This is a genomic window from Neobacillus niacini (assembly GCF_000759675.1).
Taxonomy (GTDB): domain Bacteria; phylum Bacillota; class Bacilli; order Bacillales; family Cytobacillaceae; genus Neobacillus; species Neobacillus niacini_A.
This window is the reverse complement of the sequence record NZ_BAWM01000114.1, coordinates 38,757-63,052: the sequence shown is the minus strand read 5'-3', so window position 1 is coordinate 63,052 and position 24,296 is coordinate 38,757. Positions and strand designations below refer to the sequence as shown.

General features: G+C 38.5%; 22 protein-coding genes. 20 read left to right on the top strand and 2 right to left on the bottom strand.

Going from position 1 to position 24,296, the window contains the following annotated elements; translation table 11 throughout:
• Positions 1-40 precede the first annotated feature (40 nt).
• Entirely contained in the window at positions 41-814 is a 774-nt protein-coding gene (locus TR08_RS24445; RefSeq protein ID WP_045522700.1) for an SDR family NAD(P)-dependent oxidoreductase, read from the bottom strand.
• Between the two features lie 662 nt (positions 815-1,476).
• On the opposite strand from TR08_RS24445, the gene TR08_RS24440 reads away from it, so the two are divergent.
• Together TR08_RS24440 and TR08_RS32805 are read left to right on the top strand one after the other, a co-directional pair.
• A complete protein-coding gene (locus TR08_RS24440) occupies positions 1,477-2,766 on the top strand; it encodes an MFS transporter (RefSeq protein ID WP_045522698.1) in 1,290 nt (429 codons plus the stop codon).
• Positions 2,767-2,797: 31 nt separating this feature from the next.
• Entirely contained in the window at positions 2,798-2,953 is a 156-nt protein-coding gene (locus TR08_RS32805) for a hypothetical protein (RefSeq protein WP_193747843.1), read from the top strand.
• Positions 2,954-3,211: 258 nt separating this feature from the next.
• Here the strand turns inward: TR08_RS32805 and TR08_RS24435 are convergent, their stop codons facing one another.
• A complete protein-coding gene (locus TR08_RS24435) occupies positions 3,212-4,117 on the bottom strand; it encodes a LysR family transcriptional regulator (RefSeq protein WP_045522697.1) in 906 nt (301 codons plus the stop codon).
• A 142-nt stretch (positions 4,118-4,259) separates the two neighbouring features.
• Here TR08_RS24435 and TR08_RS24430 point away from each other — a divergent pair, with 142 nt between their 5' ends.
• From TR08_RS24430 to TR08_RS24340, 18 genes are all read left to right on the top strand, one after another.
• Entirely contained in the window at positions 4,260-5,048 is a 789-nt protein-coding gene (locus tag TR08_RS24430) for an SDR family NAD(P)-dependent oxidoreductase (RefSeq protein WP_045522695.1), read from the top strand.
• 189 nt (positions 5,049-5,237) lie between these two features.
• On the top strand, positions 5,238-5,714 hold the full coding sequence (locus tag TR08_RS24425; RefSeq protein ID WP_045522694.1) for a 2,4'-dihydroxyacetophenone dioxygenase family protein: 477 nt from the start codon (positions 5,238-5,240) through the stop codon (positions 5,712-5,714).
• Positions 5,715-5,966: 252 nt separating this feature from the next.
• Positions 5,967-6,749 carry an SDR family NAD(P)-dependent oxidoreductase gene (locus TR08_RS24420; protein WP_045522693.1) on the top strand — a complete coding sequence of 261 codons (783 nt, stop codon included), beginning with the start codon at positions 5,967-5,969 and terminating at the stop codon, positions 6,747-6,749.
• 128 nt (positions 6,750-6,877) lie between these two features.
• Positions 6,878-8,020, top strand: a complete 1,143-nt coding sequence (locus TR08_RS24415) for an acyl-CoA dehydrogenase (protein WP_045522687.1) — start codon at positions 6,878-6,880, stop codon at positions 8,018-8,020.
• Positions 8,021-8,089: 69 nt separating this feature from the next.
• On the top strand, positions 8,090-8,533 hold the full coding sequence (locus tag TR08_RS24410; protein WP_238579242.1) for a MaoC family dehydratase N-terminal domain-containing protein: 444 nt from the start codon (positions 8,090-8,092) through the stop codon (positions 8,531-8,533).
• A gap of 31 nt (positions 8,534-8,564) precedes the next feature.
• Positions 8,565-8,972, top strand: a complete 408-nt coding sequence (locus TR08_RS24405) for a MaoC family dehydratase (RefSeq protein ID WP_045522685.1) — start codon at positions 8,565-8,567, stop codon at positions 8,970-8,972.
• Positions 8,973-9,162: 190 nt separating this feature from the next.
• The gene (locus TR08_RS24400) at positions 9,163-9,927 is read left to right on the top strand and encodes an electron transfer flavoprotein subunit beta/FixA family protein (RefSeq protein WP_045522684.1); all 765 of its coding nucleotides are present in this window, start codon (positions 9,163-9,165) and stop codon (positions 9,925-9,927) included.
• A gap of 20 nt (positions 9,928-9,947) precedes the next feature.
• Positions 9,948-10,916, top strand: a complete 969-nt coding sequence (locus TR08_RS24395) for an electron transfer flavoprotein subunit alpha/FixB family protein (RefSeq protein ID WP_045522683.1) — start codon at positions 9,948-9,950, stop codon at positions 10,914-10,916.
• Positions 10,917-10,946: 30 nt separating this feature from the next.
• Positions 10,947-12,299, top strand: coding sequence for an acetyl-CoA carboxylase biotin carboxylase subunit (gene accC / locus TR08_RS24390; protein ID WP_045522682.1), 1,353 nt, complete (start codon positions 10,947-10,949; stop codon positions 12,297-12,299).
• Between the two features lie 29 nt (positions 12,300-12,328).
• Complete coding sequence (gene accB / locus TR08_RS24385) at positions 12,329-12,877, top strand: acetyl-CoA carboxylase biotin carboxyl carrier protein (RefSeq protein ID WP_370576406.1); 549 nt, start codon at positions 12,329-12,331, stop codon at positions 12,875-12,877.
• Positions 12,878-12,909: 32 nt separating this feature from the next.
• Positions 12,910-14,460 (top strand): acyl-CoA carboxylase subunit beta, encoded by a 1,551-nt coding sequence (locus TR08_RS24380; RefSeq protein WP_045522676.1) that lies wholly within the window; start codon positions 12,910-12,912, stop codon positions 14,458-14,460.
• Between the two features lie 136 nt (positions 14,461-14,596).
• A complete protein-coding gene (locus TR08_RS24375) occupies positions 14,597-15,016 on the top strand; it encodes a hypothetical protein (RefSeq protein WP_045522674.1) in 420 nt (139 codons plus the stop codon).
• Between the two features lie 71 nt (positions 15,017-15,087).
• Complete coding sequence (phaC, locus tag TR08_RS24370) at positions 15,088-16,176, top strand: class III poly(R)-hydroxyalkanoic acid synthase subunit PhaC (protein ID WP_045522671.1); 1,089 nt, start codon at positions 15,088-15,090, stop codon at positions 16,174-16,176.
• Between the two features lie 221 nt (positions 16,177-16,397).
• Complete coding sequence (locus TR08_RS24365; protein WP_045522670.1) at positions 16,398-16,958, top strand: hypothetical protein; 561 nt, start codon at positions 16,398-16,400, stop codon at positions 16,956-16,958.
• Positions 16,959-17,379: 421 nt separating this feature from the next.
• Complete coding sequence (locus tag TR08_RS24355) at positions 17,380-18,555, top strand: thiolase family protein (protein WP_045522668.1); 1,176 nt, start codon at positions 17,380-17,382, stop codon at positions 18,553-18,555.
• 668 nt (positions 18,556-19,223) lie between these two features.
• Positions 19,224-20,177: a DnaD domain-containing protein gene (locus tag TR08_RS24350; protein WP_045522667.1), complete on the top strand. Its 954-nt coding sequence runs from the start codon at positions 19,224-19,226 to the stop codon at positions 20,175-20,177.
• Positions 20,178-20,269: 92 nt separating this feature from the next.
• Positions 20,270-21,655 carry a 3' terminal RNA ribose 2'-O-methyltransferase Hen1 gene (locus tag TR08_RS24345; protein ID WP_238579237.1) on the top strand — a complete coding sequence of 462 codons (1,386 nt, stop codon included), beginning with the start codon at positions 20,270-20,272 and terminating at the stop codon, positions 21,653-21,655.
• Positions 21,655-24,255 carry a polynucleotide kinase-phosphatase gene (locus TR08_RS24340; protein WP_045522665.1) on the top strand — a complete coding sequence of 867 codons (2,601 nt, stop codon included), beginning with the start codon at positions 21,655-21,657 and terminating at the stop codon, positions 24,253-24,255. Before TR08_RS24345 ends, TR08_RS24340 begins: the two co-directional genes overlap by 1 nt.
• Positions 24,256-24,296: the final 41 nt, after the last annotated feature.

The following is a 24,296-nucleotide window of genomic DNA, read 5'->3' as shown; positions in this document are numbered from 1 at the left end:
TAGTAATCTATGAAACAGTTAACAGTAACAAACAAGTATTTTAGAAATAAACGGTATTTCCAATGCCGCCAGTTACCGGAATAACATCGCCAGTAATCGATGCCGCCAAAGGCGAAGCCAAGAAGGTAACGACATAAGCAATTTCCTCAGCAGTTATCAAGCGGCCGAGGGAATTCAGTGATTCTGCATGGCGAATAGCTTCCTCATTAGTGACCCGGCCTCTAAACGTTTCCGTATCGACTATCCCTGGGTAAACGGCATTAACGTTAATTCCGTGCTTTCCTAATTCCAATGAGGCGGATTTCGTCATATGAACAACAGATGCATTACGCGGCCCGGAACTAAAATAATTGCCGCCAATTCTGGCAGCCAGACCACTTATATTTATTATCCGGCCCCATTTATTTTCTATCATATAAGGTGCAACAGCTCGGATACAGCGAAAATAGCCCATGTACTTTTCTTCAAAATCTTTCAAAATAAGTTCATCTTTAATACTATTAAAATCCTCTGGCTCATGGCCGCCAACACGCGCTCCGCTGTTGATTAATATATCAATGCTTCCCATTGCTGCTGCTGATTTTTCAACAAGATTTAGGATAGAGTTAGGATCTGTGGTATCTGCCACGATCGGAAAGATATTTCGCTTCGTTTCTTGTGCCAAGTCCTCTGCAGCGATCTTAAGAGTGGATTCGTTTCTTGAACAAATCGTACAATCTACACCTTCTAGAGCAAGCTGGCGGGCAATAGCTTTACCAATACCACGACTTCCTCCAACAATAAGTGCCTTTTTTCCGGATAACTTTAAGTCCATAGTTCAACCTCCTGTTTTGATCACTAGTAACACAAAAAAGTCGAAAGTGATTTTTTTTTTGAATATTTTCTCATTCTATATTTGATTCTACCTTTAAATAAGAACTATATAAAATTAAAGATTTTAATTTGTAATTTAGTTGTACTAATATAATAGGATGTTGAAATTTCCCATTGTACATGGGGGGCACTATTTTAATATATTGGTATTATTTACATGCAAGTTAAAATCTTTAATTTTATTTAACTGAAAATTATGAATATAATTAATGTAATGATTATTAACACTGTCACAATGCTAATAAATCGATTCTATGTAAATAAAGGAGGGACATTATTTAATTAGTAATAATTGACTGGACAATGATTTGGTTTTGTAAGAAAGATGGAGTGCTCTATTGCAGGAAAAAGTCCGAACTTTGTGTTTACGTAAAATCGTATTTACGTTAAGGTCCATCTAACAAATAGTTTGCTTAACAAAGGCTATCATTTTATGAAAGCACTTTCATTTAAGGGGCGGTTGAGTAATTCTAAACACATCAGGAACAACCGATGATCTCAACACTATTTGTTGTCTATCAAAACGAGTTGCATTAGGAGTACCTCACGGATTTTGCGAACAGAATTGCCTTAAATAGTAGAAAAGAAGGGGAGATTTTTACATTGAACACACCAAAATATTCTTGGATCATATTATTAATTCTAGTTGCTTCCGGAATGGTCAATCAAGTTGACAAAGTTATTATCGGTTTAGTTTCCGTTCCCTTAATGAAAGAGTTACAGTTAAGTCCTTCACAATGGGGAGTTGTTGGAAGCTCATTCTTTTGGTTCTTTACCATATCCTCTTTAATTATTGGGGGCATGGCCGATTCCAAAAACACGAAAAAAATGTTAACTTGGATCATGTTTGTATGGTTGGCTGTTCAATTTTCCACACCTTTTGTTTCCAGTCTGTCTTTATTAATGTTTTCAAGGATGATCTTGGGAGCAGGGGAAGGTCCAGCGATTGCTATATCAACTTCTTTAATAGGAAAATGGTTCCCTAAACACAGACATGGTATAGGCTTTGGCGCTGTTCTCTTTGGAGCAACAATCGGTCCAGCGATTGCTTCTCCATTTTTAATCTCCTTAATCACTCAATATGGATGGAGATCTGCTTTTATCGCAATGGGGATTGTTGGATTTATGGTTCTAGTTATATGGATGATTTTCGGAAAAGAAAGCCCAATAGAAATCGGTTTGCCTACAATTGACCAAGAGGATAAGAACTCATTCGTCCCTTCTAAGGTTTCATGGCGTCAATTTCTTCCGCATCTTTTTTCTAAAAATTTTATTTTTACCGTTTTGTGTGCAGGTTGTGCCTATTGGTTATTGTCTGTTCAAGCGGTTTGGTTTCCAGCATACTTTACCAAAATTCAACATTTTGATGGAAAAATATTAAAAATGGCAGTGTCTTTGCCTTTTCTCTTCGCTGCCATTTGCCAAATTGGATTTGCCTTGATATCAGATCGGCTTTATCGCAAAACAGGAGATATTCGTAAAGCACGAGTAAATCTTGCAGGTATTTCAATGGTGATATCCGCTATTTGTTTATATCTTGGAAGTGTCGTGAATTCAAGTGCTATCTCCATCTTGTTCTTCATCCTTGCTCCAGGTTTTGCGATTGTAATCCTATCACTCGCACCCGCCATGTTGATGGATTTCTTTTCTACCAAAAACATTGGAAAAGCACAAGGGACATATGTTGCTCTTTCTAGTTCAACAAGTATTATTGCTCCAGTTATTTTCGGGAATTTTATCGAAAATTCAGGAACTGAGGTAATTGGATATGGTTATGGGTTCCTATTAACTTCATTGGTTATGTTTGTTTTCGGATTATTGTTTTGGGCCATTGTACGTCCTGCGAAGCAAACTGACACAACGATAAATGCAAAGGAACAAGTGATTATTTAAAAATTATGATTGAATCGAGGAGGGAAAGAATATGTGTAAAAATAACAAGGCCGTTGATGGAATTGATTGTTGTGTAGATTGTCATGAAGAATTAGCAATTATGGAGCGAAATCGCAGTAAGTGCTGGAATTGTCTGGATAAGATATCCGAGACTTACGCAGATGATCATATTGATGAGGAAGATTGAGTAAAATTGGTTGTATAACAGAATATGAATTTATGATATTTAGCAGCAATTCTATGCATAAGTACCGACTAATTACATACTGTTGGTGTGTGCAGAAATGGAATAATAAACTTAATGAAGCCGGGGAGAATGGCTGCACGAATAAAAGGGCCTCCAATAATGGAGGTCCTTGATTATTTTTTGATCCTAGGGTTTTGAATATAAGTGATACTTACTTACAAATTCGAATTGGACGAAGTGGCTTCTCTTTTTTCTAGCTTAACTTTTAATCATTTCGGTTTTTAGATAATGAATATATTTGTTGGCAAAAGCCGATAAATGCTTATTCTCTGATCGCACTAATCCTAAAGAAATATTTACAGTCGGATGATTTACGAGATCAACTTGAATTATCTCACCATTAATTACATGGGGGTAATTTTTCATTACGAAATCAGGAGCAAATGTAATTGCCAAATTTTCTCTGACTGCCTGGAGAACACCATCCATATTATTTGATGTAAATAGTATTTTTAAAGGCTTATATTTGTTAAAGAAATCTTTTACAAAATACTGCATAAATTCACCTTTATAAGTGACGAGAGTTTGGTCCAGTATATCATGCGGAGTTATGGTACCTAAGAATGCTAAAGGTGAGTGCTTTGAAACATATACTTTCTGCTTTCCTTCAATCAGTGCTTCAAAAGCTATTCCCTCCATGTTTACGTTCAAATCAGTAGAATATGTAATCAGACCGAAATCAGTTTTATGTTGGCGAACATCTTCAATTACAGTAGATCCGCTTTTCTCTGCAACCTCCAAATTCACGTGTGGATAATCATGCCTAAACACAGCGATAGCTTTTACCAGGAACGTCATTAATCCTGGTAATGAAGTTATTTTTAGTTCCCCAAGTTCAGTCGAAGTAAGTAAATTGGCTGTCTCTTTTATTTCATCAAGTTTTTTCTGTACTTCGTAGGCAAGCTTTAGAATGATTCTGCCTTCATTGGTTGGGACAGCACCATGTCCCCGTGACCGTTTAAGAATTTTAATCCCTAGCTCCTTTTCAAAGTTGGTTATGGACTGGCTAATTGTGGATTGAGTCACATGTAGATTTTGTGCTGCTATAGACAGAGAACTGTATTTTGCGACTTCAACAATATATATTAGTTGTTCAATGTTCATGGCTGTACCCCTCTTTCAATATTAGTCAAACTTACTTACATGTTAAAATCTTTAATTTTATTTCATTATAATTTATTAGTATAATCAATATCAATAATATTTTAAAATATTTGAATATTCTAAACTTAGGGGGGGATGTAGAATGTCATTTAAACAATTGTTTGATTTAGCAGGACAGACAGCAATCGTTACCGGTGGCGGAAGCGGGCTAGGGCGTGTAATGGCACTGGCTTTGGCAGAGGCAGGTGCAAACGTTGTAGTATGTTCACGTCGTTTAGAGGTTTGTGAAGAAGTTGTTAAAGAGATAGAGGCACTTGGAAGTCAAGCACTTCCTCTAGCGGTGGATGTAACAAATCCTGAATCAGTCGTTCAAGGTTTGGAGAAAGCGGTTTCTCAATTTGGGAAAATTGGAATTTTAGTCAACAGCAGCGGAACGGTTTTTGAAACTCCTGCTACTGAAATGCCTTTAAAACAATGGCAAGCTATGCTTGATACGAATGTGACAGGAACATTCTTGATGTGTCAGGCAGTTGGAAAACATATGATCAATAACGAATACGGTAAAATCATTAACATTTCTTCTAGTATAGGCTTTAAAGGTGTTGACCCAGAAGCTGTAGATTCTGTGGGATATACAACAAGTAAGGGTGCAGTTATGACTTTAACGAAGGATCTTGCAGTTAAGTGGGGTCGCCATGGAGTGTATGTAAATTCCATCGCTCCTGGAGTTTTCACTACTGGAATGAATAACCCAGAAATACCGGGAACACTTGTACACAAAGCAGGTCCTTTCATTGCTTCCCAGGTTCCAGTTAGAAGGTTAGGCAGTGACAATGATTTAGTAGGTGCTCTCCTTTACTTTGCTTCAGCAGCTTCTAATTATTGTACCGGACAAATATTGGTTCTTGATGGGGGACTTGGGGCTAAGTAAATTTCACCAAATAACGAGCTGTGTAAATTAATCAAACTTAATTGCAAATTAAAAACGTTAATTTTACTTAGCTGAAAATTAAAAATATACTGAAATTAATAAATTCAAAAAAGTTAATTAGCTGACTGACTAATGTAAGCGTTAACAACATGCGAATTTAAAAAACATACATTGGAAGAGGGGATTTTAATGAGTAATACAAAAAATGTACAAGCAGCAGTAGCATATCATGCAGGAAATGTTAATGTAGATGAATTGCCTTGGGTTCCTTATTTCGGAGATGCGAAATTTAAATTACTTAAAGCCAACCCTGTGACAGGACAGAATATTACCTTATTATATGTACCTGCGAAAATGCAGCTTCCGGCCCATTTTCATCCTGGACAAGTCATTGTTTATACCGTACAAGGGTCATGGAGATATCTCGAGGAGCCTTGGATCTCCAAACCTGGTGACATGGTTTTTGAACCTGCTGGCTCCACACATACACCTACAGCTGTAGGGGATGAAGACGTTATTACCTTCAATATTGTGGAAGGAACATTAGACTATTTGGGTGAGAATGGAGAAATCATTGCACGAGATAATTGGGAATCATTCCTGAAAAGATACCTTGACTATTGCGAGGCTGAAGGAATTGAACCCGTTGATGTGACTGCGTTTTAATAAATAAATCTGTAATAAAAAGAGAAGCCCCGGTGTCTAAGTGACGAAGAGGCTTCTCTTTTATTATGAGTAACTTTTATTGATTCCAGGAAATTAGAAAAATTGATAGTTTTCACTATCTGTATATTAGTAATTCTTATTTATAAATTAATAATTTTAATTTTATTTAATTATTTCTAATTAGTATAATTGAAAACATAATAATATTTATAAATTTTAGAATATTCCAAATGTAAGGAGGCTATAAAACATATGCCAACAGAAACAGTTTTGATTACAGGCGCTACTAAAGGGATCGGTTTGGAATTCGCAAAACTTTTTGCAGAGCATCGCTATAACTTGGTATTAGTTGCCCGAGAGGCAACGTTGTTGGAACAACAAGCCGAGATTTTACAAAAGGATTATGGAGTGAAAGTAAATACTTTTGCCGGTGACTTAAGCAGCCATGTAACAGTAGAGAACTTGCATCTATACTTGAAAAACGAAGGAATCAACATCGATATTTTGATTAATAATGCCGGTGCTGGCGGACTAGGGTTAATGACGGAATTGGATATTAAGAAAGAATTAGAATGCCTGCAGCTCAACATGATTTCACTCACGTATTTAACCAGACTTATAGCGGGTGAAATGGTTAATCGAAAAAAAGGAAAAATATTAAATGTGGCTTCAACAGCGGCGTTTCAGCCAACTCCAGGGATGTCGATGTATGGGGCAAGCAAATCGTACGTCTTAACCTTTTCAGAAGCGATTGCGGAAGAACTAAAAGGAACCGGAGTTCAAGTTAGCGTATTATGTCCCCCTTCAACCAAAACGCCGCTAACGGAAGGATTGGCCGCAACAAGAACAAAAATTTTCATTAAAAACTTGATGGAACCAGAAGCAGTTGCCAAGTGTGGCTTTGAAGGGTTAATGAAGAATAAAACGGTGATCATTCCAGGCTTTAAAAATAAACTCCTGGCAAAATCTGTGGGACTGCTGCCAAGGAAGTGGGTAACCATCTATACCCGAAGGATGATCGAGCAAAAAGTGTAAATAGCGATTAAATTCTCATCCTTGATAGGGTAGGAGTTTTTACAGCTATCTTCGTAATGAGCAATCGCTCGCTCAACTTACTCAGGGCGGAATAGGATGCATAAAATAAATAAAAGAGGGGTCTAACAATGAACTTTTTATTATCAGAAGAACATCAGATGATGCAAAAAATGGTGCGCGAATTTGCACTGAACGAATGTGAGCCTACTGCAGCACAGCGAGATGAAGAAGAATACTTTGATATCAAGATTTGGCGGAAGATGGCAGAACTTGGCTTATGCGGAATCCCTTGGCCGGAGGAATACGGTGGTGCCGGTGCCGATTATTTAAGTTATGTGATCACGGTGGAAGAACTTTCCCGGGTGGATGCTTCCATAGGGACCACTCTTGCCGCCCATACATCGTTAGCCGGATGGCCGGTTTTCAAGTTCGGAACGGAGGAACAAAAACAAAAATATTTGCGGGCCATGGCTGAGGGAAAAAGCATGGGTGCGTATTGCTTGACAGAACCTGGATCTGGATCTGATTCCAGTGGAATGAAAACATCTGCGGTACTCAAAGGCAATGAGTGGATCTTGAACGGTTCGAAGATTTTTATTACCAACGGTGGTTATGCGGATATCTATATTGTCTTTGCCCAGACCAATCCAGAACTAAAGCATAAGGGGATTACCGCTTTTATTATAGAAAAGGACTTCCCAGGATTTTCTGTAGGTAAGAAGGAGAAGAAGATGGGCATTCGCTCTTCCGCAACGACGGAAGTGATTTTTGAGGACTGCTGCGTGCCAAAGGACAATCTCTTGGGACAAGTAGGTGAAGGGTTTAAGATTGCTATGTTGACCCTCGACGGCGGTCGAAATGGAGTAGCTGCCCAAGGGGTGGGAATTGCTCAGGGAGCGTTTGATAAAGCTGTCGAATATGCGAAGGATCGCGTCCAATTTGGCAAACCGATTAGCTCGCTTCAAGCTATTCAATTCAAACTAGCCGATATGGCGACAAAAATTGAAGCTTCCCGTTTATTGACATACCAGGCTGCCTGGCGTGAGGATCAAGGAATTCCTTACGGAGTTCAATCGGCGATGTCCAAACTGTTTGCCGGAGACACCGCAATGGAAGTAGCGGTTGAGGCCGTTCAAGTATTTGGCGGATATGGCTACACAAGGGAATACCCGGTTGAACGGTATATGAGAGATGCTAAAATCACTCAAATCTATGAAGGGACGCAAGAAATTCAGCGTCTTGTTATAGCTGGAAATCTGTTGAAAGAATAGAGAAAATCAAAATTTAAGCAACGTAAGTAAGAGGGAATTATTTTAAAGAGGTGGAAGAACTTGTCAAATGTGAAAGATTTACTTGGACTTGAGTTAGAACCTTACAGCATGGCAGTAGAAAAAGGGAAAATAAAAGAATTAGCCATCGCCATTGGTGATGATAACCCGATTTACTACAGCTTAGAGGCAGCTAAGGAAGCAGGTTATGATGGCATTCCCGTTCCGCTTACCTTTTTGCAAGTCATTGAATACCATGGCGGATATGGCTTTCAGGAAAAAATGGAAGTATTGAAATTAAACCCAGTTAAAATTTTGCACGGTGAACAAGAGTATGAATACCTTGGCGATATTTATGCCGGGGATGAGCTTCATGTTACCAGTAAAATTATTCGCGCAGATACAAAAATCGGTTCTTCTGGCGGAATGGATATTGTTACGGAAGAAACCAGATTTACCAATCAAAAAGGTGAATTAGTGGCAATTGCTAAAATTACTATAATTCACCGTCATTAAATAGTTGCTTATGATAGGGGAGAAATAAATCATGTATTTTGAAGATTTGCAGGTGGGAGATTCATTCCCAGTTCTGAAAAAAGATCCGATTACACGAGTTCAGCTCGTAAGATTTGCAGGGGCCACCGGAGATTTTAATCCACTGCATACTGTTGAAGAGGTTGGGGAGCAAGCAGGCACAGGTATTATCGCTCACGGAATGCTAATCATGGGGATGTTATCACAAGGAGTTACTTCATGGATATCACGAAAAAACATTAAGAGAATACAAGTACGTTTTAGTAAAATGACGTATCCCGGAGAATCTATTGAAATTATTGGCAGAGTGATAGAGAAAAAGGCTGACAACCTCGTGGTGTCTGAACTACTGGCGAAAAACTGTGAAGGAGATGTAAAAGTTTCAGGGATTTTCGAAGTGAAATTGCAATCAAGGATTTAGTAGAGCAATCGTATTCTACAAACTTACAACGTTTTTTATTTAAGAACGAAAATCCTTTTTGGGTCTTTACTTATAAAAATACAGAAAAACAAATAGAGTAGGTTTACAAATCGAATTTGCGTTTGGAACCCACAAATCGTTTAACCCAGATTGCCTTAAAAATATTACATCAGAAGGGGATACGAAAAAAATGAACATTTTAGTATTGATGAAACAAACGTTCGATCCGGAGGAAAAAATTGCGTTCCAATACGGCACAGTTAGTGAAGAAGGGGTAAACTTCATCATCAATCCTTACGATGAATATGCGATTGAAGAAGGTCTTCTATTGCGGGCTTTACACTGTGGGGAAGTAACGGTTATCACAGTAGGAACGGAACGTGCAGAGAATGGGCTTCGAACGGCGCTTGCGATGGGTGCGGATAATGCGATTATCGTTAACAGCGAAGATTTAAATCTCGATGAATACAGTACAGTTAAAATTCTTGAATCTATTATTAAAAATCGGGAATTTGACATCATATTAGCCGGTAATGTGGCAGTTGATTATGGCAGTGGACAAATTGGTCCACGCCTTGCAGAGGAACTCAATATACCACAAGTGACGACAATCACGAAGCTTGCGATTGTTGGAAACGAAGCGGTGATCGAGCGTGACGTTGAAGGAGATAAAGAGGTTGTCATGGTAACTCTTCCAGTATTGGTCACAGCGCAACAGGGATTAAATGAGCCACGATATCCTTCCTTGCCTGGCATTACGAAGGCGAAGAAAAAGCCAATTGAGCGGATTGAGATTGATGATTTACATATCGAAGACGTTCTAGAAGTAAAGACAATAACTACCGAGACATTTTTTGCACCGAAAAAAGGGGCAGGACGTATCCTGGAGGGGGACATCGAAGCTCAAGTTTCTGAACTGGCTATACTTCTTCGCAGTGAAGCGAAGGCAATCTAACACACAGGAGGAGAACTAACATGAGAAAAGTACTAGTGGTGACGGAAGCTAAAGCTGGGAACCTAAGAGGTGTTTCACTGGAGTCGTTGACAGCCGCGCAGCGCATTGCTGATGGCGGAGAAATAATAGCTGTGGCTTTCGGCAGTGACGCAGTTCATTATGCAAATGTTTTAGGGAAACATGGGGCAAATAAAGTATATATTGTGGGTAATCAAGAACTCGATGTGTATACAACGGATGCATATTCTCAAAGCTTGAGACAGGTTATTGATGAAGTCGTACCAGAAGCTATTTTAATGCCACATACATCAATCGGGAAAGATCTTGCACCGCGCATTGCAGCGCGGTTGGGGCTGGGACTTATATCTGACGTCATTGATGTTCAGGTGGAAGAAGATGACGTTATCTTTACACGTCCTGTTTTTTCCGGAAAAGCGTTTGAGAAAAAGAAAGTAGTATCTGGCATCCCATTCGCAACTGTACGTCCAAATAACATCCCGGTGGAAGAAATCAGCGGAACAATTGAGATTGTGCATTTTTATGCTGAGATCAAAGACTTACGGACAATTGTTAAGGAAGTAATACGTAAGACAGCAGGCGGTGTTGACCTATCGGAAGCGAAAGTTGTCATCTCTGGCGGGCGCGGGGTTAAATCATCTGATGGTTTTAAGCCGCTTCAGGAATTGGCTGAGGTCCTAGGTGGAGCGGTAGGTGCTTCCCGTGGTGCATGTGATGCTGAATTCTGTGATTATTCACTGCAAATCGGACAGACGGGAAAGATTGTCACCCCAGATTTATACATTGCCTGTGGGATTTCAGGTGCCATTCAGCATTTAGCCGGGATGTCTAACTCAAAAGTTATCGTGGCGATTAACAAAGATCCGGAAGCTCCAATCTTTCAAATAGCGGACTACGGTATTGTGGGTGATTTGTTTGAGGTGGTTCCTCTACTGGCGGAAGAATTAAAAAAAGTACTAGTGAACTCTTAAATAAAATTACCATTGGAAAGGAAATTGCACATGTTTAAAAAGGTTCTTATGGCTAATCGAGGAGAAATTGCTGTTCGTGTAATTAGGGCGTGCAAGGAAATGGGGATTTCCACGGTTGCCGTTTATTCTGAAGCAGATCGAGAAGCCCTGCATGTGCAAATGGCGGACGAAGCATATTGTATTGGACCCTCGGCATCTTCGCAAAGCTATTTGAATATTGAGAATATAATTAGCGTTGCTCAAATTACGAATGCGGAAGCAATCCACCCTGGTTATGGGTTTCTGGCAGAAAACGGTACATTTGCTGAAATTTGCTCTGATTATAACATTTCATTTATTGGGCCAGAAGCAGAAGCCATTAATAAAATGGGGGATAAAGCGGTCGCGAGAGATACGATGAAAAGTGTAGGAGTCCCTACCGTTCCTGGAACAGATGGTCTAATTGAAGATCTTGAAGAAGCTGTTACGATAGCGAAGGAAATTGGATTCCCCGTCATTGTTAAGGCAACTGCTGGCGGCGGTGGCAAGGGAATGAGAGTAGCAGAGGATGAAGAGGAATTACGCAAAGCCATCTGTCAAGCTCAAAAAGAAGCAGAAACGGCATTTGGAAACGCCGGTGTGTATTTAGAGAAATACATTGAGGAACCACGCCATGTGGAAATTCAAATTATTGGGGATATGCTTGGTAATGTCATTTTTTTAGGGGAAAGAGACTGTTCCATTCAAAGACGCCATCAAAAACTGGTAGAAGAAGCACCGTCACCAGCCCTTGAGGAAGATATTCGTAAACAGATTGGTGCAGCAGCAATCGCAGCTGCAAAAGCTGTTAACTATCATGGAGCGGGGACTGTTGAGTTTTTATTAGATAAAAACGGTCATTTCTATTTCATGGAAATGAATACCCGAATTCAAGTAGAACACCCTGTTACAGAAATGGTTACTGGCATTGACTTAATCAAAGAGCAAATTTCGGTGGCAGCAGGCTATCCTCTCACTTATAGACAGGAAGATATTAAAATCAATGGCTGGGCAATTGAATGCCGTATCAATGCAGAAAACCCGGCAAAGAATTTTATGCCTTCTCCAGGGAGAGTTGAAATGTATCTTCCTCCTGGGGGGTATGGTGTACGAGTTGATAGCGCTCTCTATCCTGGATGCGAAATTTCTCCTTATTATGATTCGATGGCAGCAAAAGTGATTGTTTGGGGGAAAAATCGTGAAGAGGCGATCATGCGCATGAAGAGGGCGCTGGATGAATTTGTTATTAGTGGAATCAAAACTACTATACCATTCCATCAAAAACTTTTTGAACATGAGAGTTTTGTAAAAGGACAGTTTAACACAAAATTTATTGAAACGAATCCATTACCGTTAGAAGTGTAATTCATCAAGTTAACAATGATTAAGGAGAGATAGAATTGTTTAAAATTCAGGAAATTAGAGAAATCATTAAACTAATTGATGGATCGACAGTAGATTGCTTAGAACTTGAAAAGGGAGATACTCGAATTTTCGTTAGAAGAAGTTCAATGATAGATTCTTCAGTTATACAAGAAAATAAATCTATTAATCTGGCTATTCCTGCTGTTTTGGATGCACCTGCTCTTGTAGCAGCAACCAAGGTGAATGAAATTTCAGAAGGGGCTATTCAAGCGGCAGCGACGAAGGAAATTACTGAGAAAGAAGAAATAACACCAAAATATCTGGGAACAAAAAACTTATTAAAAATTGTTTCCCCTATGGTTGGGACGTTTTACATGGCACCGGCAGTCGATGTGGCTCCCTATGTAAAAATTGGGGATAAGGTTGAAAAGTCAACAGTTGTCTGTATCGTTGAAGCCATGAAATTGTTTAATGAAATTGAAGCAGAAATGGATGGAGAGATCGTTGAAGTACTCGTCGAGAATGGTCAACTCGTAGAATACGGCCAACCTCTTTTCTTAGTGAAGCAGACATCATAACATAATTCGAACAGAGGAAGTGGAAATTTCCAATGAGCACAGTTTATGAGAAGATTTATGATCTATGGGATCGGAAAAGTAAGATCGTGCTTGGCGGCGGTGACGAGCGAATTAATACCCAGCATAATCGAGGGAAACTTACTGCAAGGGAACGAATTGATCTATTGTTAGACGATGATTCCTTTGTGGAATTAAATTCTTTTATCAAACACCGTGCAACCAACTTCGGCATGGATAAATTGGAAAGTCCAGGCGAAGGTGTAGTGACGGGTTATGGTAAAATTCATGACCGTCTAGTCTACGTATTTGCCCAGGATTTTACCGTCTTTGGCGGAGCACTAGGAGAGATGCATGCGTCTAAAATTTGCAAAATTATGGATTTGGCTGCAAAAAATGGGGCACCCATTATTGGTTTAAATGATTCAGGCGGTGCAAGGATACAGGAAGGCGTTGTTTCTTTAGACGGATACGGTCAAATTTTTTATCGAAATGCCATCTACTCTGGTGTAATCCCGCAAATATCAGTGATCATGGGCCCTTGTGCGGGTGGGGCAGTTTATTCTCCAGCCATTACGGATTTTGTGTTTATGGTGGAAAATACCAGTCAAATGTTTATTACAGGTCCAAAGGTCATTGAAACGGTTACAGGGGAGAAAATTTCAGCGGAGAATCTTGGCGGTGCAAAGGTTCATTCTTCCATTAGTGGATGTGCGCATTTTACTGGTGATTCCGAACAAGAGGTCTTAGAAGAAGTAAGAAAATTAATTTCCTTTCTGCCTCAAAACAATACGGAAAATCCTCAGTCTTTGGAATGCATGAAAGAGGATGATTGGCGGGAAGATTTGCTGGACCTAGTACCTCTCAATGCAACGAAGGTATATGATATTCGCAAGTTATTAGAACAAGTATTAGATCAAGGATATTTTATGGAAGTTCAAAAGGACTATGCGAGAAATATCGTGGTTGGTTTTGGAAGAATTGATGGGAATAGTGTAGGAGTTGTTGCCAATCAGCCTAAAGTAATGGCTGGCGGTCTAGATATTAATTCTTCGGACAAGACTTCCAGATTCATTCGATTCTGTGACTCTTTTAACATCCCAATCATAACTTTTGAAGACGTTACAGGTTTTTTCCCTGGAGTCAATCAAGAGCACGGAGGTATCATTCGGCATGGTGCAAAAATTCTTTATGCCTATTCAGAAGCAACAGTTCCTAAAATAACCGTCATATTAAGAAAAGCATTTGGCGGGGCCTATGTCGCTATGAATTCAAAAGCAATTGGTGCGGACATTGTATTTGCTTGGCCTAATGCGGAAATTGCCGTAATGGGGCCGGAAGGAGCAGCAAATATTATCTTTGCAAAAGAAATTAACCAAAGCAGTGATCCGGCTGCAACGCGTTCGGAAAAAATTGAAGAATATCGAAATATGTTTGCGAATCCTTATGTTGCGGCTTCTCATGGAATGGTGGATGACGTGATCGACCCAAGAGATACAAGAAAAGTTCTGAAACAGTCTTTAGAGATGCTTAGAACAAAAAAAGAATTTAGACCGAAAAAAAAGCATGGAAATATTCCGTTGTGAGATAAATGAAAAATAGTACTGTAAACTCTCTCAAACAGAGATATTTATCAGTCACCCCAATCCATCATAAAAGGGGATGTCTGCAAAATATAAAACAACCAATAAATTGATTATTCAGATAATAGGAGGAGGAAAGATGGCACCAAACTTTAATTTTTATGAAATGTGGAAAGATTACTATTCCCAGTACAGTAACCTTTTTGATGATCAAATTACGAAGCAATTTCCTGCACAAGCGGTCGGGCAGATGGTAGAGATGAATGTTCAAATCAAAAAAATGTTGAATGAAACCACAGAACGTTATTATGAATTTGTTAATCTGCCATCCAGAAATGACCTTGGACATATTTCCTCTCAGATTGTCAATATTGATGCGAAAGTGGATGATTTAGAAGAAGTTATACAAGAATCCAAGGATAATCAAAAAGAGCCAGTAGAACTGCAACGTGAAATAACAAATTTGAAAAAGGATATGAAGAGTCTTGATACAAAACTGAATCAAATCTTAACTTTATTAAATTCGCCGAAAGTTACGAATGCAAAAGGATCTGTGTAACAATACAGTAAAAAATGCGAATTGAAAAAGGCTTTATTTTATCAATTAAACATGATAAGGGGTGGAGAGTAATGAACAATCTTATGACAAAAGAATACGAAAATTGTATCGAAATGATACCTGAGGAGTATCAACAGATGTATAGGCGTTTAAAAAGCGTAACTCAAGTGTTATTGAAGGATGCTGAACCAGAGGTCGGCCCAACCCCAAAAGAAGTCATTTGGACTCGGAATAAAACCAAGCTCTATCGCTACATTTCAGAACAACCGAAAAAATATAAAACTCCGCTACTATTGATTTATGCACTGATTAATAAGCCCTATATCATGGATTTAACAAAGGGTGGGAGTCTAGTTGAATATCTGGTAAGTCGAGGTTTTGACGTCTACCTTCTTGAATGGGGTACACCAGGCATTGAAGATAAAAATATGAAATTAGACGATTATATTATGGACTACATCCCACGAGCAGTACGTAAAGTCTTGCGAAAATCGGATGCGGATGCAGTGTCCATTCTTGGATATTGCATGGGCGGTACAATTACTTCAATATTTGCTGCTCTGCACCCTGAATTGCCAATTCGTAACCTTGTCTTTATGACAACTCCGTTTGATTTTGAAGATTCAGGCCTTTATGGTGCTATGCTGGATGAGCAACATTTTGATATTGATAAATTGGTGCAAACATACGGTAATATTCCACCTGAAATGATTGACTGTGGAAACAAACTACTAAAACCGATGGCAAACATTTATGGCCCTTATGTAAGTCTTTTTGATCGTGCTGAGAATGAAAGTTTTGTAACGAGCTTTAAACTCCTGCAAAAATGGTTAAACGACGGCATTCCATTTCCGGGTGAATCCTATCGTCAGTGGATTCGTGAATTTTATCAAAAAAACAAGCTGATTAAAGGGGAACTCGTTATTCGTGGCCGTCAGGTTAAACTGGAGGAAATCACTGCTAATGTCCTCAACTTATCGGGTGAAATTGACAACATTGCTCCACCGCATCAAGTAGAAGCATTAATGAATCGCATATCCAGTAAAGACAAAAAATATATAAACTTACCAGTTGGGCATACGTCTATTGCTTTTGGAAGTAAAGCTTCAAAATTAACTTATCCAACGATTGGTGATTGGTTAGAAGAGAGATCAAACTAAACGTAAATACTGTCAAATGAGAAGTTGTCCATTTATTTAGTACTTTTGTGAGTATGTATGTTTTATATGTATCCATCTTTCACATTTTTAAAGATAATCTACTCTTTCATCTTCAGTATTTACTTTTTATGGTAGTAGGAGTAGTAATTGGTGCCTTAATAATTTAGTCATATGTCTAACTGCATCAATTAGTTAAATGTGTCCTATTAGGAGGAAATGAAATGACTGTAGTTAATAAAATCGAAAAAAATGGTTCATTTATAGACCAATTATGGAATCAATCCATTCAAAAAATAGATGATTGGGATGAAGGAGAGAATTTTCGAGAGGAAGTTCTTCTGCAATCTTCAAAACGATTGGCTGAAAATGTGAAACAAAATCAAACAAATGTAAGCGAACTCATAAACCAAATTACAAAAGAACTTTTTGAATTGGAAGAAATGTCTCGAGATCAATTATTGACCTCAACTACAGGATTGCACAATCTAACCCTATTAAATTCATTTGAGGAAATTAATAATAAAGTGGATCAATTTAAAAATCTATCATCAGAGCTCCTTACAAGTCCTTTAGATAATCTATTAAAAGGTAATTATTCTGAAACTATTATAAACACACTAGATAAATATATTGAACATAGACGAAATTTTCGAAATTTGTATGTGAAAAATATAAAAGAAACATTTTCTATTATCCAAAAAAATCAGATAACATTACTTAATTTCTTAACAAATCCATTTGAGAATGTATTCTTTCCCTTAAATAAATATATGGTGCTTTAAAATGAATAAAAAAAATTGTGAGAGAGGTGAAATTATGTGGGTATGTAACACACATATGAAACAAGCTCTGCCATTTTTAGAATCTCCCCATGTTAGCAAAGCATCATATCAAATTAAGTGTTCCCTTTGTGAAAATTTTGCGATTGCAAAAGTTTATTATTCTTACCAAACTTACCATTTTTCAAAACAATCCATGTATTCTTTGTCAAAAACTTCCTCGGAAAAATTAGGTTAAAAATACAAATTTGAATGATTACTGAGGTACTCTCTTTCAATCATCGAAGAAGCATTTGGTCCAGGAACAGTAATACCTGTTGCTGTGCAAAAAGTAGTAGAAGAAATCAATCGACGTATAGATTGGAACGATTAGTGTTATGTGCCAAGTAAAACCGCTATTTTTATGGAAAATGGGGGATAGTGAATGCAAAATGTATACTTAGTTGAGGCACTCAGAACTCCGATAGGGAGTTTCGGTGGTTCATTGAAAAATGTAGGTGCTGTGCAACTTGCAACGACTGTTGTTAAGGAGGTGTGGCAACGATCTGGTCTTTCGGCTGAATGTATTGATGAGGTAGTACTAGGGAATGTACTAAAATCAGGACTCAAAGGAAACCCAGCAAGACAAGCGGCAATCCATTCTGGGTTACCTGTGTCAGTACCAGCCATTACAATTGATAAACAATGTGCATCTGGATTGCGAGCGATGACATTAGCCTATCACCAAATACTTGCAGGAGATTCAAATGTTGTGATTGCAGGGGGGACAGAAAGTATGAGTAATGTCCCACATTTGGTGATGAATGCTAGGTGGGGACAGAAAATGGGAGATTTGCGGACAGTGGATGCACTCTTTCATGATGGACTTCACTGTGCAATAGAAGGTTACCATATGGGGATTACAGCTGAAAATTTAGTAGAAAGCTACCATATTTCCCGAGAGGAACAAGATGCTTTTTCCTTAGAAAGCCAGCATAAAGCTATTAAAGCTAAAGAACAAGGCAAATTCGAAAAAGAAATTATTCCTGTTGCTATTAGAAGTAAGAAAGGTTCCACTTTATTTACAGAAGATGAGAATATAAAAACTACTAATCTGGAGAAATTACTAACTCTTAAACCAGCTTTTAAAGAGAATGGGACGGTGACAGCCGGAAATTCTTCGTCATTAAATGATGGGGCAGCTGCAGTCATTGTTGCTTCTGAACAAGCTGTAAGGGAATACGATTTAAAACCACTTGCCAAAATTCGTTCGGTTGCTAGTGCTGCAGTTTCTCCTTCTATCATGGGTATTGGGCCAGTCCCGGCGACAAAAAAAGCATTAACGAGAGCAAATCTTACAATACAGGATATTGAATTGGCAGAGCTAAATGAAGCATTTTCAGCACAAGTGCTGGCAGTAAATAAGGAATTAGGTTTGCCAGAGGAGATTATCAATGTTAATGGAGGAGCGATAGCATTAGGTCACCCAATCGGATGTTCAGGTGCACGGATTGTGGTTACCTTAGTTCATGAATTAAGACGTCAAAAGAAACAAATTGGATTAGCCTCCTTATGTGTAGGCGGTGGACAAGGCGTTTCAATCATCATTGAAGCAGTATAATAGAGCATGGAAGAATAATGAGGAATTAGTTGTAGATTCGCTTTATCGATAGACAATATCATAACCAAAATGCATCAAACTTTGTTTATTAGGGTTTGATGCTTTTTTTATTTTCACGTAAATAAATCAACTTATATGCAATTTATGAATTTTTAAAGTTATTACTAAGAATTAATAGTTTTTTAGGTAAATACACATTTTTGAAAGTACAAGTTGTTAGGAAGTATAACCATCATTATCCTTGGAAGGCTGTCATGAATTAATCCAAGGTCCTGTGATGATTTCAATTGCTCCTCAATTTGAATCACAACCTGTTAATATTAAAAAAACAGCCATACTTCTCCTCTCAAAACGAATATTACGTGTACAAATAACAAGCAAAAGCTGAATATACGATACGTGGACAAAAAGAAAAAGAAAAATAAAAAGAAAAACAACAACAAGTTCTTTATCCAAATATAGAGTAAAATCCAGACCAGTCGAAGAAATTGAATGGTATCTTTTCACACAATGTATTCCTGAGCTTGAAAGGGGAGTCATAGGTACCTTGTTTTTGTACTGTCATAAATTATTCACATCTATATGAAAAACATCCTGTCCGTTTTCTTCTATTTTCCATATATCTTCTATGAAAGTAATTTTAAAAGAAGAAAGGTTAGTGATTGAAGATGGCAAAATATCGAATGGTACGTACTGATTTTTGGAAGAATCCGATTGTTCTTGAGGAGATGACCCCAGAGGACAAGTACTTTTACCTCTATCTTCTTACGAATTCAAATACAACTCAAACTGGGATCTATAAGATTACCAAAAAACAAATGGCATTTGATTTGGGCTATTCGATTGAGGGTGTTCATTCGTTAATGGAACGATTCATCAACCATCACAAGGTGATTCGTTACAATCCTGAAACAAGAGAACTCGCCATTAAAAACTGGGGGAAAGATAACCTGAATAAAGCAGGAAAACCAGTCATGGATTGTATTTTTACCGAATTAAAGGAGATCGAGGATACCTCACTGATTCAATATGTTTCGGAATCCATAAAGAAACAGGAAATTCGTAGTTTATATGAATCTTTTTGTCAGCAAGAAGAGATGTTTACCAACAAGAAAGATATCGTTCAAGATGAAGACGATACATATTTAGATTCTGATATTGGAGAGCTTGAGGATGTGATTCCTACTGGTTATATGATTGTTGGGCAAAAACAACAACCACAATCTATTAATCCAAGTATAGAGAACGATCTAGACATAGAAAAGCTATACCAACATGATCACGAAACAAAAGATGTGAAAGAAATTATTGAGTTTTGGGACGCTATTGGATTTGGGCTTACCAATATGAATGAGAAGCAGCAGTTGTTGTCATGGCTAGATGATTCTCGCTTTTTACAACCGAAAGCTGTGATTTTAAAAGCAATGAATATAGCTTTTGCCAATAATAATCGAAGGCTGATCTATGTGGATGGGATACTAAAAAATTGGGAAAATGAATCATTACTTACTGTAGAAGAAATTGATTCGTATCAGGAGAATCAAAAGTTTGCATTAAAGCAAAGGCAATCAATACAATCATTTCCTGTAGGAAGAGATACTCCTGATGGCTTTGTACTTTGACCTTCCGGCAGGTGAAGAGTGATCACACAAGTTATGACCTTTAAATTTTTATCAATATATTACTAAAATATCCATTTTTATGTAATTATAATATGGTGGAGAAAAATACTTCAGAAGAAAGTGAAGTGCAAAGTATGCAGCTATCTTTAACCGTAAGAGGTTCAGGTGCCGACGTGGTTTCATATCTCATCGCCAAGAATCCTAATAATTTGTATGAGCGGGATGAGAAAGGCTTCAAGGTTCGCCTGGTATATCCTATTTTCAACAAAGACGAAGTCCAGTTCGTCATCTATGTAAAACCTGATCCCGTAGATTTGGTGCGAAACTCATCCGATTTATATGATATTACCCATTACATAAATGACCGAGAGTTCGCGGTTAGCAGTTTATTTATCACCACCATCCGTAAGGCATTAGGTACGGCTTTGAATGGAAAACCGGATGAAGAGTTTCTGAAGTGGGTGGACCATCCATTTGAAATGGAGCTTTCATTTGGTCCAGTGGCAACGGATTTGCATGACCAAGAGATTGCTGATTTGTTTGAACCCATCGGTTACCAAGTGGAAATTGAGCGTGGAGAGAGCACCATCCGAGAAATAAGCTCTGCCCGATTTGTCACACTTTCTGGCAGTCAAAGCGTCCAGAACGCATTAAAGCATGTATCCATCCTCATTCCAGTCATCGATAACTATAAACATTATTTTTTAGATGAAAGAGAAATTGAAAAACTCGATCGCTACGGAGAAGGTTGGCTAGAGGCACATCCGTTGAAGCAGATGATTGTAAAACGGGCACTCCGTTTTAATGCGTTAATATCTAAATCAAAATACTATGAAAAAAAGCAACGAAACCGTGAACAGGACCAGAGTCCGAAGGTTCGTTTAAATGATCTCCGTTATGAACATATATTGAACTATATAAAAACCCTGCCCCATAAAGAAACAATTGTGGATCTTGGTGCTGGGGAAGGGCTGCTTTCGGTACAACTCGGTTTTGTAGAAGGAGTTCAAGAAATTCTATCGATTGAGCCCTCGAACAAATCCCGTATTAAGGCAATCGAACGATTTGATCAAGTGATTTCGAAGGAAGGGTATGTGAAACCACAGTCCTTACCTGGATCATTATTTTATTATGATAGCCGTTTGCAAGACAAAGATATTATCATTTTGTGTGAAGTGATTGAACATATCGAGGAGGACAGGCTCCCTAAAATCATGGATACCATCCTTCATGATTATCGACCAAGAACTCTAATTGTGACGACACCAAACCAGGAATATAATGTGGTCTATGAGATGGAGGAAGATAGGCGTCATGTCGATCATCGTTTTGAATGGACAAGAGCCGATTTTGCTCAACATGTTGAAGAATGGACCCGAAACGTTCCTTATCAAGTCAGGATTCAAGGTATCGGGGAAGAGCATCCAACATATGGTCATCCCACGCAAATGGCTATTTTTAGAAGGGAGGAGGGGTAATGACAACCATCCATTTACCTCATGCCGGTATTGTCTTACTTGTAGGACCCTCTAATACCGGAAAAACAACATTACTAAATCAATTAATACAAGAAGATCAGATCCTACCATCTGAAGTGGTCAGCTCTGATCAATTCCGTGTTCTGGTCAGTGATATTGAATTTATTAGCTGGAACGGTCGTCCGAAAGACGAAAGTGATGCACTATTTCATGAATACCAGCAAATATCTGGTGCGGCATTTGACGCCATGGATGATGTGATCTCAAAACGCTGCAAACTCAATAAGTTAACGTTCATTGATGCTACCCATTTACGTGAGGATGAGCATGATAAATATCTGCAGATGGGGAAGAAGTATCATGTACCAGTGATTGCCATTGTTCTAAATATTTCAGAAACGGAATTGCTAAGACGTGATATGGAGCGGGATTTTCCACGTGGTAGAAACCGGATTAAGCAGCAGTATCAAAAATTTAAGAATACACTTCGCTTTATTAAAAAGAAGCCTTATCGCCGAGTTTATATGCTTGGTGAAGATGAGTTGGAAGTGTTAAATGTTAGTCGTTTAGAAAACCCATTATTCATTGATGTAGGTACGGGAATAGATTTTATAGGGGATATTCATGGCTGTTTTGATGAATTTATTGACATTTTATCGAAGCTTGGATATCAAGAAAATGACGAAGGGTACTACATTCATCCAGAAGGAAGAAAAATTCTTTCGCTAGGAGATGTGGTGAGTAGGGGACCAAAGTCGATTGAGACCTTACAATTTTTCCAAAAGCATGTGGCTGCCGGAATTGCATATATGATTGACAGCAATCATGGCTGGAAAATTGCTCGCTGGCTCGATGGAAAAAATGTGAAGATGGCACATGGTGATGAAAATGTTGCCGCTGAATTTGAAGAATATGAGCGTAAATACGGTAGTGAAGCTGCTGAGAAGTTAAAGGGACAAATAAAAGTGTTACTTTTAGAAGCAAAATCACATTATATCATTCGAAAAAATGGGGTTAATGCCGTTGTGGCAGTTCATGCCGGTATCAAGGATCATTATATCGGGAAGCAGTCGCCCCGTATTTCTGATTTTTGCCGATATGGTGATAGTGAAGGGCTCGATGAAAATGGTAAGCCACTCCGAAAAGACTGGTCCATCTCTCATAAATCAAGTGAGCTCATTCTTTGGGGGCATGATCCAAAGCCGCAGCCATTACTAGTTAATAACACCTTAAATATTGACCAAGGTTTGGTATTTGGAGGGAGTTTAACTGCTTATCGTTATCCAGAAAGACAAATCGTTTCGGTAAAAGCGAAACAGGATTATGCGAATGTTCCAGACAATCCATTGAAGGAATGGGAACTCAAAAGGCTGGCAGCTCCGAATATTATGAAATTCTTAGAAGGTTATTCGGTGTTAACGGAGCAATACGGTGAGATCATGATCTATGACGATGGCGTGAAACCAGCTTTAGATGATTTATCCCATTTCACTGTAACGCTTGAGGACATTGTCTATCTTCCACCAACGATGAGTCCGACGCCAAAACCGTCCCGTCTGGAAGGATATCTCGAGCACCCGATGGAGGCGTTCGAATACTATCAAGCTAATGGTGTAGATACCATGGTCGTTGAAAAGAAACATATGGGCAGCAGGGGAATTCTCTTTTTATTTAAAAATAAAGAAATTGCCAAGGAGTATGTAGGAAGGGAAACATTGGGTATCATTTATTCCCGGACAGGAAGAGCATTTTTTCAAAAAGAACTGCAAGAACAAGTTGTCAGTGTCTTGAATGAGGATTTAGTGAAAAGTGGTTATTTCGAGAAATACAATACGGATTTTGTTCTGCTCGACGCGGAAATTCTTCCGTGGAACTTAAAGGCGAAGGACTTGGTTTTAAACCAATATGCACATGTCGGTGAAATGGCTTTGCTTGATCGGCATAAATTAAAAGATTTACTGCAACAAGCTTTGGAAAGCGGCAAGGATGTTTTAAGCTGGGTTCAGGAAAATGATGTGGGGATAGAAAATGCTAGTGTTTTTAATGAGGTTTATCAGAAATACTGCTGGGAAACAGAAGGATTGGAAGGAATTCAAATCGCGCCATTCCACACGTTAACTCATAGTAAGGAAACATTTTTTGACAAGCCACACACTTGGCATATGGAGAAAAACAAAGAATTCAGTGGGATATCTCGCTTGTTTTTAGAAACAGAATACAGGGTTGTTAATGACGAAGCCTCGATGAAAGCGGTCATTGAGTGGTGGGAAGAAATGACTGAGGATGGTCATGAAGGATTTGTCGTCAAACCAGAATCGTATATTACTCGCCACAAAGGAAAACTCCTGCAGCCTGCGATAAAAGTAAGGGGACTTAAATATTTGCATATTATTTACGGTATCGATTATCTGCTACCTGAAAATTTAACCAGATTAAAAAAACGGAATGCTGGTAAGAAACAGCGGAATGCTTTAAAGGAATTCTCTCTAGGAGTGGAAGCTGTTAATCGATTCGTAAAAAGAGAATCATTGGAACGTGTCCATGAATGTGTGTTAGGAATATTGGCTTTAGAAGCCGAACCAATCGATCCACGATTATAGATAGGACAAACGAACTGGAGGGTCCAGTTCGTTTTTTTTAT